The following is a 14442-nucleotide window of genomic DNA, read 5'->3' as shown; positions in this document are numbered from 1 at the left end:
GTTCCGCGAATACCCGGAGTTGCGACCGAAGGGAGCAATTTGGGCGGAGCGAAGCGCAGCCGGGTATTCGCTGTTATGTTTAGTGCCCGGCTTGTTTAAATTCAAGCTTCGAAAAGTACAGGGATGTACTTTTCGAACACTATTTTGAAATACTAAATGAATCTGGATAATGACTCATAAGCAAATCTTTTGTTAATTTATATGTTATTAAAGCTCTGCTAATTTCTTCCACAGCCGAAATAACCCCAGTAGAAGTAATAGCTTTAATAAAAGCTCTAATATTCTTTTTTAGTTTTTCCAACTTCTCGCTTGTAATTATTTGAATGTCCTCATGAGGAGAACAGGCATTATGGAATCTAGTACTCGGATGAATCATTAAAGGTAGAAATTTACAAGTAGAATCATATTCTCTTCTAAACCAATTTATTGATCCATTCAATTGATTACAATCATGTTTATTAATGAGATCTGTCTCCGCTCCATTTTTGCATTCTATAACCAAATAGGTTAAATCGCCCAATGACCAAAGATCATCTGGACCACTTTTAAATTCGCTTTCTGGTCTTTGAGCACTAAATCCGATATAATATGCGATATTTTTCAAAGCTTCTTCAAACCTATTACTTGTATCTGGTAAAAATATCAGATCATCTAAAATAGCATTAACCTTTAGAATAATATGATTTTTATTGCTAAATTCCATCAAGAAATCATGACATGTTTTAGCCTGTGTATTATTTAGATTTTCAAGTTTTAAATATTCAATCCCTTCTTCTGGAACAGGTAGCTTTCTATTCTCTTTAATTGCATTCTTCATAATAAGCTGAGCTTCAACAGAATTTTGAAAATCCATCATTTTAGCTAAATAATATTTCAACCAACCTCTTAATAATGATGCAGACATATTATTGACCACTGCTTGGACAATATCCGTAGCTTCTCGATAGCCACGAATTTCTGCTTGATCATATGCATTTCTTAAACAAATTGCTATTTCTGAAATTTGCCCTTTATTGTATGACGAATGTACGAGAGCTTGCTTATTAGCAGATATCCATTCTTTATTTCTATTAATTAGGAGGTTAATTGTACTAATGATTTCATCAATTCCTTTATCACGAATTTGCTCAGATATTTTTTCAGACAAATCAAACTGAGCTTTTGTGCCTGGGGTAAAATAATCTATGGCGTTATTCATGTATAAATGATTTACAAGACTATCTCCAATTAACATTACTGCACAGTAATCTTCATTTGATCTAATACCTCTTCCCATGCCCTGTTCAATTTTTTGTATTTTTTTTCTTAAAATTGACGTGTTATTTCCTAGTAAATTTAGGTCTATTTTATCTATTTCACGCCTTTCATCTGGAAGCTCATCAATTATCAATAATCTACATGCATCCTGAGGAAGATCAATCCCATCGTATTTGTTTACAAGAACCGTTATGCCACAATGTTTACTCTTTAATTCGTCAACTGCCTCATCAATGTTTTCTGCTGATACAATTTTATGAGCTACATCATTCCAGAAGCGAGATCTCCAAAAAGATGGGACTATAATAACAACATTAATTTCTTTTGCTATTTCAGTAATTTTAGCCTTTATATCATTTTTATTTATAGAGTTATCTAATTCCTGCGGAACGAGAATTAATCTTTCACCAATATCACTTGCAGATTTTGGTGATATTGAATGATCTATATCTTCTATTGAAATTCCCAAATTTGTTACCAGTGTACTATCATCTGGCAAAGTAGCACTCATTATAATTTTACGTTGACAAGCAGAATAGCTATTAAAGATATTAATCGGTGTAACTCTGATTGAAAATTCAATTTTTTCAGATGTGATAATACAATCACATAGTCCAATGGAGTTTTTCAAGAGTGGTAAATGAAACTTAATTTCATCACTTTCACTAGCTTTTAGAAGAATCCTATAAAGATCATCTGATTTGTTGTGAATAGACCAGAACGGTACTTGGATATTTGTGTAGGGTGTAGCATTTTCTATATCCGCAACTATTGATGGAGATTGCTTTTTAAGATCATCCTTTAATAAGTTAAATATTTCGTTATAAATATCAAAGGAATTGGGAATACTAATTGTAAATTGGTCTTCAATTTTCTCTATACATGCATGAGCATCGTCTATCAATAGTGTGCCGATCTCTATTTTTATACCTTCATTCCCAATTCCAAAAATTGACTTCCCATTAAATAGTCTATGAACATTAGTTATTAAAATTGATTTATTTCTTCTAAATCTAATCGAACTTGGGTCTGTCGTTATTTCAATACCCAAATTATTTGCTTCTTCTGATACTTGGTTTAGTAAAAAATTATCTGGTACAATGTATACAGCAGGACCTTTCCCCTCGTTAATTGAAGATTTTAGAATTAACAAGCCAATTAGAGTTTTTCCACTTCCAGTATTCATTTTTACAATATTTGTCGCATTTTCTTTTTGAACAAACCATGATTCAAGAACCTCAGCTTGTATATCTCTTAAGTAGCTATATTTTGAAATTTTTCCCGGGAGTAAATTGAAAATGTCTTTTGGGTTGATTGCTGTATTTTCATTTTCTTTTGAGGTAATCTTATTAAAATCTATTGCCACTTAATTATCTCCTTTTACTTTCCCGAGGCCACGGATGGCCGAGGACTACAAAGCTATTAAGCCGGGCATTGAACATAAATCTCTCATACCCGAACCATTGCAGGTATATCCGCTTTAAAAATCACCCCCCATTGCATATATCCGCCCATATCGGAACTAAATACGTAACACTCCTCCCCTCCTTATAAATCGAGTTCATCAAAGGGGCTACGAATACTTGATATGGTGGCCATTGAGACATGCGTATAAATCTCCGTTGTCTTGGTGCTGCTGTGGCCCAATAGCTCTTGAATAATACGCAGATCGGTACCGGCTTCCAATAGATGGGTTGCATACGAATGACGCAAGCTGTGAACCGATGCGGGCTTGGTTATACCGACCTGTTGACAGGCTCGGTGGAATACGGCCTGAATGCTTCGTGCCGAATACTGGCCTACCGCTACCAACCTGCATTTCCCCAGTATACATTGAAAACCGCGTAATGTCTAAATAATCCTATGCCCCTAATGTGACAAGGAAGCCTCCGTGCCAGGTAGACCTTCCTATCGCCAACTACCACAGACAGTGAAATCCCCCTAGACAAACACCACCAGCAGCTCGGCGATATCTCCCGGGGAATTATGGTGGTTCCCGTTGAGGTGATGCTCCAGGGATGCCAGGGTATCAGGGCCGGGGCGGTACCCTGCCCTTGCTAGGCGGCGGAAGAGCGGAGTCAGCTCCCGGGCGGGAAGGTAGCGGGCGGCCAGATTGAGGGCCGTGGTTTGCTCCGGGGCTGACTGGTCGGCGGCCTGGGCCGAGAGGGGAGTTTCCAGGAGGGACGCTAATACGCCGGGCTCCACGGGGCCGAGTCGGGATAGGACGAGGGATAGCAACTTCAGTTTCTGGGAAGCAGTGGTATTGCAGATCAGACAGCTGTTCAGGAAATTGTAGCCCCGGTGGCTTTGGGTGAGCAGGCCGGGGTGGTGAGGATCGGGCGTTGGAATCACCATGGAAGACGGGGATTCCAAAAACCGGAAGATGGGATGGTTCATATTATATTCCCTTCCACAACTCAAGGTGGCGGTAGGTGTTGATGAAGCCGGCCTCGGTCAGGGGGGCGGCCCAGGGGCTTTTGGCGGCGGGCTCTTGGTTGATGGCGGCGATGCGCAGGGGGCTGTAGCCCGGCAGGGTGTCGGCGATCTGCTGGAGGCAGGCCGCCAGGGAGGGTGCCTGGGCGGTGGTAGTCCGGGGGCGGATGTGCAGGTCGCGGCCCTTGCGGGTCAGATGGGCGGCGGGGCCCTGGGGGTCGAAGATGATCAGATTGCCCTCCAGGCGGGGAATCTCTCCCGGGTAACCCGGCAGGCCCAGGCCCCAGGGGCTGGCGGGGTCGGCGGCGCTCATCCAGTACCAGGGTTTTGCCTGGACCAGGGGGCCGGTCACCCCGCCCTGCTCCAGGAAATCGGCGTCCGGGGGCAGCATGTACTGGGGCCCGGGTAGGTCGGCGAAGAACAGGCCGCTGCGGATCTCCCCGGAGAGCTCCATGAGACGCAGGGTGCGGGACAGGCTGCTCCACTGCAGCAGGGGCAGCTCCTTCCGGGTTATGCCCGGGAGCAGCACCCCGTAGCGGTCCAGAAGCTGGCGGACCCGCTCCTTTCCGGCCTCTAGGGCGGCCATGGGGTTATCCCAGGGTGATTCCAATGCCCGGGGGTTCCGCAGCCAATGCCCCCGCAGTCCCCGGAGGGCCTGCCACTCCCGGGGTCCGGGCATGCCCCGGCCGGGCGCCGCCCTGCGTCCCCGGGTGCGCCTTCCCACGGCTCCGGGCAGGTTCAGCCCCGGGATGCCCGAGGCCCCGTAAATCCCCGGAGCGCCGTAATTCCCCGGCGCACCGGCTCCGCCCGGAACCCGGCCGCCCCGGGAACCCCGGCTGGGCCCTCCCAGGCCGGGCAGCTCCTTGGCGCCGAACTCCGAGACGATGCCCTGGCGGATGGTTTCAATACTGTCCCCGCGCACCTGGCCGGCGAAGGCAAGCTGCCAGAGTAGACGGTTTACCTCCCCCAGGGCCAGGCCGCTGAACTCCGAAAGGCTCAGCACATCGTAGCTCCCGGCGCTGCCGGGAAACAGCTCTTCCAGGGCCCGGGCCAGGTCCGCAGGTGCCTCGGGGGGATCGAAGAAATAGACCCGCTCATCCTCGAACCCGAAGAACACCCTGTCCTGCCAGGCGTACCAATGAAGCCCCAGCTCGGACAGGATGCCCTGGGCATGGTGCAGGGCCGGCAGGGCACCCCGGCTGGGCAGAATAACCTGGTCCCAGGCTCCGGGCCGGGCGGGATACCACAGTAACCTCTCCATAACCCGGCCGAAGCGTCCCCCGGCATCCTGATCTGCTCCGGATTTCGCCAGACCGCCGGTTCCGGGCTCTATACTCCCCGGGGCGGCTGATCCTTCCCCGGAATCCGGCAGATCGATGATCCCCTGCTTCCAGGCCAGGAGCCGGGGGAGAAATTCCGGAGGCACAAGGGCATGGGAGCTGGCCCGCTGTTTGCGCAGCATCCGCAGGAGCCGCTCCAGGTTGTCCGCATCGCAGACCTGGTACTGCTTCGCCCCGGCACCGTCCTGGCCCCGGACGCCGGGAGCCCGTTCAACCGCAGCAGGAACACCGGTAGATTCCCTCCCGGCCGAATCCATCCCGGGATTCCCGGACTCCGGGCCGGTCCGGTGATACGCCCCGGAGGGTTCGGGAGACGGGAGGGGCTCACCCAGGGCAGCCCCCCAGATGAGCTGGGTTCCCAAACCCGCCAGGCCGGGATGATCGGGCCTCAGATCCGCCACCCCGGTCAGAAGCTCCCAAAACGCCCCGGCGGGAGGACCGGAATCAGCCGTGACGGTGGAACCGGCCGGATCACCGGAAGTACCGCCTGAGGGCTGGAGGTCGTCCCTGAGTGCCCTATCCTCCAGGGTCTGGCCGGATGCAGCTGCCGGATCACCGGGAGTGCCGCCTGAGGGCTGGTGGTCAGCCCGGGGTGCCGCATCCTCCAGGGTCTGGCCGGATGCAGCTGCCGGGTCACCGGGAATGCCGCCCGGGGTTGGGGGGAGGGGCTGCGGGCCCGGGGCAGGGTTCGGGCCATGAACCGGGAGGGGGCCGTAGCTCTGGAGCCAGCGAAGGAAGAGGGGGCCCGGGCGGTCCGGAAGCGGGGAGGAACCCTGAGGACCGGGGCTGACGGGGGGTTCACCCGGGGATGGGGTACGAGGGGCATTCGAATCACCCCAGGAAGAAAGCTCGAAAGAATCCTCCAGGCTCGGGAGGGTGTCCAGGAAATTGGAAACCGGGTCCAGGGGGGCGATGAGCAGGCTGGAGGATCGGCGGGGCAGCAGGCGGCGGATTTCAGCCAGACTGTCGGCGCAGCAGATCCACGGCCGGGGGCTCGGTCGGCCTTCGGCGGCCCGGGAACGGATTACATAGAGGGAGCCCCCTAGGCTGGGGAGCAACCCGGACTCGGGTGAATCCAGATCGGCGGCCAGGCGGCGGAATTCCCCGGGGGTTAGGCAGAGGCGGTCCTTGAGCAGCTGGTAGAGTTCTTCGGGGCTCCGGGGCCGGGAGTCAGGGGTCAGGCCCTGGAGCTGGGTTTCCAGGCGGGTTATGAGGTGCCGGGGGATGATGGGGCGCAGGGCTGCGGAGCCTAAGACGTCCTGGACGGGGTCGCCCTGGTAGGTGCCGGGCAGGCTGTCTTCGGGGGTGTCGTCCCGGTAGAGGTTCAGGTTGGTGTGCTGCCAGATGATGTCCTGGGCGAAGGGGCTGGGCCGGGTGGTGGTAACCGGGGTAATGCGGATGGCGCCGGTTTGAATCTCCTCCAGCAGGCTGGTGAGCACGGGGATGTTGAACTCGTCCCTGATGCAGGTGCGCCAGGTTTCCTTTATCAGGGGAAAGCCCGGGATGGATTTTACCCGGGCGTAGAGCTTCCGGGAGCGCATCCGGCTGATCCACAGGGGCTGGCGTTGTCCGAAGCCCCGTTTTGGCAAGAGCAGGGCCCGGCTGGCGGCCTCCCGGAAGCGCGCCCCGAAGTAGCCGCTGGTCTCAAGGCCCCGGGTGAGGTACTGCTCCAGCCGGGACAGGGCCAGGCCGCCCAGCAGCTCCCGGGGATCCTCAATGACTACCCCGCTTATTAGGATGGTATCGTTCCCCGCCATCACCTGGGCCTGACCGGTGCCCAGTTCCTGGTCCAGACGCCCCTGGAGGATGAAGGCCAGGGGCCGGTTGACCGCCGCCCCCCAGAGGGTGTGCAGAATGAGCATGGGCCGGCCCTCCCCTCCTTCGCCCTCGTCGCTTTCGATGTGCTCCGCCAGGATGTGGTGGCGGTGGGGCCAGGGGACCTGGGTTTCGCCCCGCTGGCGGGTCAGGAGATGCTGCACCGCCCCGGGTAGTGTCTGGAAGATCCCGGGGTCCTGGGCCTCTTCCAGGAACTCGGTTAGCAGACTGCTGAGTTCCCAGGGGCGGGAACCGGGCTCGGCACGCCAGAAGGGGGTCATGCTTCGGGGGTTTTGTACGGGCTCTACCAGGACATCGTTATGGGTGATCTGCCGGACCAGCCACACCCGGGATCCCAGGGCGAAGGTATCCCCGGGGCGCCGCTCCCAGACGAACTCCTCGTCCAGCTCCCCGATGAGGCTGCCCGCCCCCTCGAGGCGCAGCTTGTAGTAGCCCCGGTCGGTTATGGTGCCTCCGGAGCTGTAGATGAGCAGGGCGGCCCCGGGTTTGGCGGTGAGCCGGCCTTCCTGGCTGCGGCGGAATATCCGGGGCTGAAGGTCACGGAAGCGCTGGTCCGCGTACCTGCCCTCCAGGAGGTCCAGGACGGCATTGAAATCCCCCCGGCTCAAATTCCGAAAACTGGAGGCACGGCGGACCCAGGCGTAGAGCTCATCCTCTTCCCAGGTGCGGTGGCTGGTCATGGAGAGGATTCCCTGGATCAGGACGTCTAGGGGATTTTCCGGGATGGGAAGGGATTCTACCAGGCCCTGCTCCACCCCCCGGGCCAGAACCAGGGCGTCCAGGGTTTCCCGGGCATGGAGGGGGTAGATGAGTCCCCGGCTGGTCTGGCCCAGGCTATGCCCCGCCCGGCCCAGGCGCTGAATGGCAGAGGCAGCCGAGGTCGGGGCTCCCAGGAGAACGACCAGATCCAAGGCACCCACATCGATCCCCAGCTCCAGGGAGCTGGTGGCCACAATCCCCCGCAGCAACCCCTGCTTGAGCTGCCCCTCCACCTGCTGGCGGATCTCCCGGGACAGGGAGCCGTGGTGGGCGTAGACCAAAACCGGGGCTCCGGGATCCATGGCCTGGTGGTACTCATTGATCAGCCGGGTTATCCGCTCGGCGGACCGGCGGCTGGGGGTAAACAGGAGGGTGGAGCGGTTGTCCAGGATGCGGTGGTAGAGTTCCCGGGTCAGGCTATGCCAAAACTCCTCCCCGGTACCCTGAAGCATCCGCACCTCCAGCTGGTAGGCCTTGCTGGCGGCGGCGGCGATGTGCCGGGGCAGGGGGCTGGGTGTCTTTTCGTCTTGGGACAGAAGGCCGACAGACGGAGCATCGGTGGACGGAGCATCGGTGGACGGAGCATCGGTGGACGGAGCATCGGTGGACGGGGCATCGGCAGACGGGGCATCGGCAGACGGGACATCGGCAGACGGGACATCGGCAGACGGGACATCGGCGGACGGGGCATCGGTGGACGGGGCATCGGTGGACGGGGCATCGGTGGACGGGGCATCTCCTGCTCCTCCTGGGACTGGTTTCGGGACCGGATGGTCCAGCCCGATCCCGTGGCCCATGTCCGGCACCCCAATATCTCCGGCCGCGGCCCCCCCGCTCCGGGACACAGGAATCCCCGTACCAGAACCGCTGCCCCCCGGCACCGCTTCCCGGCCGGATATCAGGTACTCCTGAACGGCCCGGGGTTCGGGAACCGTAGCGCTGATGGCCAGACGCTGAAAATCACCGGCCAGGCGGGTCAGGAAGGCGAGGTTCAAACTCAGGAGGCTGCCCCGCTTGCTGGGTAGCAGGGCGTGGACCTCGTCAAGGATCAACAGCTCCAGATTGGCAAATAGGCCCCTGCCGGACTGGCTTGTCAGCAGGATGTGCAGGCTTTCGGGGGTGGTAATGAGAATCTCCGGGGGATCCTTGAGCAGGGACCGGCGCTGGTTTGCCGGGGTATCGCCGCTTCGAAGGCCGATCCGGGGCATGGCCAGGGTTCGTCCCTGGCCGGCAGCCAGGGCTTCTATGGCCCGGAGGGGCATTTCCAGGTTGCGCTGCATGTCGCTGTTCAGGGCCTTCAGGGGTGATATATAGAGTACCCGGACCCCGGGGGTGGATTTGGCACCGGGCTCGGCGCCGGGAGAGGTACCGGGCTCGGTGGTATCGCCGGTGCCGAGGGCGGTTTGTTCGCCGGAAGCCGCGGGGGTACCGGCGCCGGAGTAAGTCCCCGTGCCGGGGACGGATTGCCTATCATCCGGGTACACCGTATCGGAAGCGGCGCCCGCTTCCACACCGGCGCCAGGCCTTGGACTCCCGGGCTGAACCATAAGCCGGTTGAGCACCCAGAGAAAGGCGGCCAGGGTCTTGCCGCTCCCCGTGGGGGCCGTCATGACCAAATCCTGCCCCCGGGATGCAGCCTGCCACACCTCGGTCTGGAAGTCCGTGGGTGTGCCGATGTGGCTGGTGAACCACCGGGTTATGAGGGGATCGAACTCTGGGGGAAAGGCACTCATGATCTTGCTCCTGGAGGTACTAGGATACGACATAACGGGGGTTTTGTAATCACATTCCTTGCCCCTTGACTCTCCGTCCCGGGAGATGTATAGCCATGGTAATCGAAAAAGGATCAACCATGTTCAAACCGAAACTCTTGGAAATCAGGTCCCGGGGCTATTCATGGAATAGTTTTGGTCAGGATCTGAGCGCGGGAATCATCGTGGGGGTGGTCGCCATTCCCCTGGCGGTAGCCCTGGCCATCGCCAGCGGGGTGAGCCCGGATAAGGGCCTCATAACCGCTGTTATCGCCGGTTTCATTATCTCCGCCCTGGGGGGCTCCCGGGTACAGATCGGCGGACCCACCGGCGCCTTCATCGTAATTGTCTACGGCATCCTAGAAACCCACGGATTCGAGGGGCTCATTATTGCAACCCTCATGGCTGGGGTCTTTCTGGTGTTTCTTGGGGTGATTCGAATGGGGAACCTCATCCAGTTTATTCCCTATCCGGTCATCCTCGGATTTACCGCCGGCATCGCGTTGATCATTTTCAGTTCCCAGGTAAACGAATTATTAGGCCTCGGGCTGGTGCATGTTCCGGCGGAGTTCCTGGAGAAGTGGCATCTCATCCTCAGCAACCTGGGCAGGATCAATCCCTGGGCGCTGGTCCTGTCGGGGGCCAGTATTGGGGGAATCCTGCTGCTCCAAGGTCTGGATAAACGGATTCCCGGAGCGCTGGTGGTATTGGTGCTGGGCACCCTGGCGGTGAACATCTTCTCCATTCCCGTGGAAACCATCGGCAGCCGTTTCGGTCAGATATCCGGGGCCATTCCCGCGCCCAGGATTCCCCCGGGCATCCTTGAGCGGATCAGCACCCTCTGGCTGCCGGCTCTGAGTATCGCCCTCCTGGCAGGGGTGGAGTCCCTGCTCTCCGCGGTGGTGGCCGACGGCCTAACCGGGGAGGAGCATGATTCCAACACCGAGCTCATCGCCCAGGGGATTGCGAACATCGCCTGCGCCCTCTTCGGCGGCATTCCTGCCACCGGGGCCATCGCCCGGACGGCTACCAATATCCGATCCGGGGCCAAATCGCCCCTGGCGGGGATCATCCACGCGGTGTTTCTTCTGGGTGTGCTGCTCTTTTTAAGTCCCCTGGCGAGCCTGATTCCCCTGGCGGTTTTGGCGGGGATTCTAACCCTGGTGGCCTACAACATGAGCGAGGTGCACACCGTTGCCCATCTGATGAAGGGACCCCGGAGCGAGGGCCTGGTCTTGGTTCTGACCTTCGGCCTTACGGTAATCATCGATCTGACCGTGGCGATTCCCCTGGGCATGCTCCTGGCCTTCCTGGTGTTTCTGCGCACCATGAGTAAAACCACCCAGGTCCGGATCCACCGGGGGGAGATGCGGGAGGTTCCCGAAGAGCAGGACCCCCACGGCTTTACCACCCTGATTATTCCCGAGGATGTGGATGTGGTTGAACTCGAGGGTCCCTGGTTCTTCGGGGCAGTAGAATCCTATAAAACCCAGCTGACCCTGCCCAGCCCCCCGCCGCGGGTCCGGATCATCCGGATGCGGTTGGTCTCCAGCATCGATACCACCGGGGCCCGGAACCTCGCCCAGCTCATCGGCCACGCCGGAGACCGGGGAACCCGGATCATCTTAGCCGGGGCCCAGCCCGGGGTGATTCATTCTCTGGAGAGTTTGGGTATAACCAAAAGCCTGGGTGATGATCTTGTGCCGGACCTGCCCCGGGCTCTGGAGAGGGCTCAATGGTATCTGGGACACCGCCACGCACCCCTGGCGGAGAAGCTCTCCAGGGGCGGGGTCCACCACGGCCTCCGGGCCCAGGACCCCCTGGAGGTTATCCGGCAGCTCTGCGCCCGGCTGGACCTAGCTGACGATACCCGGACCGACCTTATGAAGGCCCTGGTGGAACGGGAGGAGCTGGGCTATACCGCCGTGGGACGGGGTCTGGCCATGCCCCATCCCCGGTGGCTGGTGGTTCACCGGGAGGAGGAGGAATTCCTATCCCTGGCCTACCTGGAACACCCCGTGGATTACCAGGCCCCGGACGGACAAGAGGTTACCGCCGTGTTCCTGATTGTCGCCAGCTCCCCCCAGTCCTACCAGCGCCTGCTCAGCCGCCTGGTGCGGAAGCTGCGGCTCCAAGACTTCCAGGATCTGCTCGCAGCCCGGGCCGGTTTAGAGGAATGGATCAGCGCCCTGGAGGAACACCACCAAGACTAACCTAGGCCACGGAAGTGTCCCGGGTATAGACCCGGTACCGCTTGTAGAGGGTAGCCCCCAGGCGCTGGGCGAGCTGGGGTGTGTAGGGGTTATCCAGGCTGGTTAGGGACAGGTCGATCCAGCGGTAGCCCTTCTTCCGGGCAAGCTCACGCATCCGGGCGAAGAAGAGAATACTCACCCCCCTAGCCCACCACTCGGGCAGTACCAATACGCTCTTCACCGATAACCCCCGGGGACGGGTAAAGGCCAGGGCCGGCAGGCGGAGATAATCCCAGGGCCGGTGCAACCCGTTGAGGGTCTTCAGGGTCTCGTTGGCATTGGGCAGCCCGGGAAACCAGCCCACCATCTTCTCTTCGGGGCCTTCCTGGGCAAAGAGGATGAGTTCAGGATCGGCCAGGGGCTTCATGGCTTTGAGGCTGTCGGCCAGGTCCTGGCGGTCAAAGGGAACGTAGTCGTTGAGATGCTCCAAACAGGGATTAATAATCGAGTAGACCAGATCAATCTCCCGGTCGAGGCGGGAAAAATCGGCCCCCCGGAGACTGATGCGCCCCCCCTGCTCCACCCGCTTTGCCAGGGTCATAACCCGGTCCAGGGCGGGGTTGGGCTGATCCAGATCCACCCGGTAGGCAACATTATCCGGGCGGTAGGCGATAAAATCCTCGTTCTCCATCATCTCCCGGTAGTAGGGTTTGGAATGGCCGCAGAGCAGCGCCGGGGGGTGGTCCCATCCGTCCACCAACACCCCGTACCGGTCCTCGTAGTCCAGGTTGAAGGGCCCCACCAGCCGCTCCAGCCCCCGGGCCAGGGCCCACTTCCGGGCCTGCCAGATCAGGGCCCGGAGCACCGATGGGTCCTGGCGGTATTCCAGGAAGCCGAAGATGCACTCCGACGGCTTGCCCATGGCCCGGAGATTCTCATTCCGGGCTGGATCCATGGCAGCGCAGATGGTACCCGCCACCCTGCCCCGGCTATCCAGAGCCATAAAGCAGACTCCCTTGCCTCCCCGGCGGAAAAAATCTCCCTTCAGGGGATGGATTGCCTTGATCTGATCCCGGTACAAGGGCGGCACCCACATGGCGTCATCCCGGTAGAGCCTCCAGGGAAAGCCGGCAAAGCGCCGGCGGTCCCGGGGGGTTTGAACCTGAACAAGGGTTATTCCCTTGGCTGCTGTCTGTATGGCCATGGAGTCCTCCTGTAGTGCGCAAAAGGTTGTAACAATCCCTGTCGGCGGCACTGTATCTGGGGTCGGTACTCTCTGCTTACCCCATATCCGGTGTGTTTTACAAGGTTTTGCGCACTATCAGAACAAAACCGACTATGTCGCCCCAGGGCTCTTTATTCTGTCTCCGCCGGAATGCTCCCTGGCCCGGTGGCGGAATTCTCGTCGGACTGGGATTGGCGCTGCGCCTCGAGTTTTGCTAAGAGGGCCTGGTGCTGTTCGCGCTTCAGGGGGTACTTCACTGCCAGGAAGATCGCTCCGGTTAGGAACACCGCAGGAACCAGCCCCATGAGCATGCGAAGGGCAAAGATCGCCTGAGGCCCCTGGACAGTCAAATCACCCCGGTACCCTGCCGCCTCAAGGACCAGAAGGGCCAGGGGAATGGCGAAGCTGCTGGCAGCCTTCTGCACCAGGAACACCACGGAGTAAAAGACGCCCTCGTGGCGCTGGCCGGTTTTTTCCTCCCCGACCTCGATGGCATCGGGCAGGATGGACCAGGGCATTACGTGGGCCGCGCCTACCCCGAGGCCGGCAAGGACACAGAGCCCCACGATCAGTCCCAGATTCACCTGGGCTGTGAAGGCCGATAGAATCACCATAACCACAATCCACCCGATGTAGCCGTAGATCATGGCCCGGCGTTTGTCGAAGCGGCGGCTGAGCCAGTCCCAGAGGGGAAGGCTGACCAGGGCGCTGACGAAAATCGACGCCATGATCAGCTCGCTGTAGCCGTCCCGGACCACCACGTACTTAATATAATAGAGAAGCAGGGCCTGGATCAGATCGATGGTGATCCAGGTGAGCAGGAAGATTCCCATGCCGTAGAGGAAGGCCTTGTTGCCCATAAAGGCTCGGACGGAATCCCGCAGCCGGGGCGGTTTGGAGTGAACGAACTCCCCCCGCTCCTTGGCTGCAAAGAAGGCGGTGTATAGGGGAATGCAGAAGAACAGCCCGAAGAGCACCCCCATTGTCAGGGCCCGGGGGGCATTGGCGGCCTCGAAGGTGCCCACGATCAACAGGGGCACAATAAAGGCCACCAGGCTGCCCGCGATGGAAAAGGCCATGCGGTAACCGGTGACCCGGGTGCGCTGGTCGTACCCCGGAGCGATCTCTGGGGTCAGCGCCACATAGGGCATAAACACCACCGTAGCCGCCGTCGTAAACAGTAGATACATAACACCGTAATACACCGCCAGGGCCAATTGCCCCTCTACGGGCGGAACCCACCAGAGCAGGGCGAAGGTGATTCCCAGGAAGGGGGTGCCGAAGAGGATGTAGGGTCTTCTTCGTCCCCAGGGGCTTCGGGTCCGGTCCGACAGAAAGCCAAGCAGGGGGTCGCTGATGTAATCCCAGGTGCGCCCCAGAAAGATGGCCCCGGCCGCATAGGCGGGGCTGATGCCTACAATGTCGGTTAAAAACACCGCAAGAAACGCGCCCACGGTGGTAATTGCCAGGCTGAAGCTGGTGTCTCCGAATCCGTAGAGCACAAGCCGGGCAGTGGAGAGTTGGTGGGGTTCTGAGACTCCCCCGCTGTCGTTCTTATTAGTCATAATGGCTAGTATAGTGGGTATTTGATCTTTTTCATAGTGCGCAAAACCCTGTAACTTTTTACAAACCTCCCCCCACCCTTGAAG

Annotated in this window: 7 protein-coding genes; 1 reads left to right on the top strand and 6 read right to left on the bottom strand. The window is 57.9% G+C overall.

All coding sequences use genetic code 11. The features are described 5' to 3' along the window. Positions 1-139: 139 nt before the first annotated feature. From DC28_RS04640 to DC28_RS15265, 4 genes are all read right to left on the bottom strand, one after another. Positions 140-2623 carry a DEAD/DEAH box helicase family protein gene (locus DC28_RS04640; RefSeq protein WP_037546432.1) on the bottom strand — a complete coding sequence of 828 codons (2484 nt, stop codon included), beginning with the start codon at positions 2621-2623 and terminating at the stop codon, positions 140-142. A gap of 182 nt (positions 2624-2805) precedes the next feature. Then, complete coding sequence (locus tag DC28_RS16160) at positions 2806-3069, bottom strand: tyrosine-type recombinase/integrase (protein WP_408020228.1); 264 nt, start codon at positions 3067-3069, stop codon at positions 2806-2808. Between the two features lie 129 nt (positions 3070-3198). Beyond that, positions 3199-3654 (bottom strand): hypothetical protein, encoded by a 456-nt coding sequence (locus DC28_RS04635; protein WP_037546431.1) that lies wholly within the window; start codon positions 3652-3654, stop codon positions 3199-3201. A 1-nt stretch (position 3655) separates the two neighbouring features. Further along, complete coding sequence (locus tag DC28_RS15265; protein ID WP_052078458.1) at positions 3656-9358, bottom strand: DEAD/DEAH box helicase; 5703 nt, start codon at positions 9356-9358, stop codon at positions 3656-3658. A 95-nt stretch (positions 9359-9453) separates the two neighbouring features. Here DC28_RS15265 and DC28_RS04615 point away from each other — a divergent pair, with 95 nt between their 5' ends. Beyond that, positions 9454-11589 carry a SulP family inorganic anion transporter gene (locus DC28_RS04615; RefSeq protein WP_081941937.1) on the top strand — a complete coding sequence of 712 codons (2136 nt, stop codon included), beginning with the start codon at positions 9454-9456 and terminating at the stop codon, positions 11587-11589. 1 nt (position 11590) lies between these two features. Here the strand turns inward: DC28_RS04615 and DC28_RS04610 are convergent, their stop codons facing one another. Continuing rightward, the gene (locus DC28_RS04610) at positions 11591-12772 is read right to left on the bottom strand and encodes a hypothetical protein (RefSeq protein ID WP_037546427.1); all 1182 of its coding nucleotides are present in this window, start codon (positions 12770-12772) and stop codon (positions 11591-11593) included. Between the two features lie 152 nt (positions 12773-12924). Then, complete coding sequence (locus DC28_RS04605; protein ID WP_156104580.1) at positions 12925-14358, bottom strand: MFS transporter; 1434 nt, start codon at positions 14356-14358, stop codon at positions 12925-12927. Positions 14359-14442: the final 84 nt, after the last annotated feature.

This window comes from Spirochaeta lutea (assembly GCF_000758165.1).
GTDB classification, from domain to species: domain Bacteria; phylum Spirochaetota; class Spirochaetia; order DSM-27196; family Salinispiraceae; genus Spirochaeta_D; species Spirochaeta_D lutea.
The sequence above is the reverse complement of the archived record's forward strand: the minus strand, read 5'-3'. Positions and strand labels throughout refer to the sequence as shown.

Excerpts from the sequence above, each read along its gene's own strand:
- DC28_RS04615 (WP_081941937.1), top strand. The coding sequence starts at position 9,454 with ATGGTAATCGAAAAAGGATCAACCATGTTCAAACCGAAACTCTTGGAA.
- DC28_RS04605 (WP_156104580.1), bottom strand. The coding sequence starts at position 14,358 with ATGACTAATAAGAACGACAGCGGGGGAGTCTCAGAACCCCACCAACTC.
- DC28_RS15265 (WP_052078458.1), bottom strand. The coding sequence starts at position 9,358 with ATGAGTGCCTTTCCCCCAGAGTTCGATCCCCTCATAACCCGGTGGTTC.
- DC28_RS04635 (WP_037546431.1), bottom strand. The coding sequence starts at position 3,654 with ATGAACCATCCCATCTTCCGGTTTTTGGAATCCCCGTCTTCCATGGTG.
- DC28_RS04610 (WP_037546427.1), bottom strand. The coding sequence starts at position 12,772 with ATGGCCATACAGACAGCAGCCAAGGGAATAACCCTTGTTCAGGTTCAA.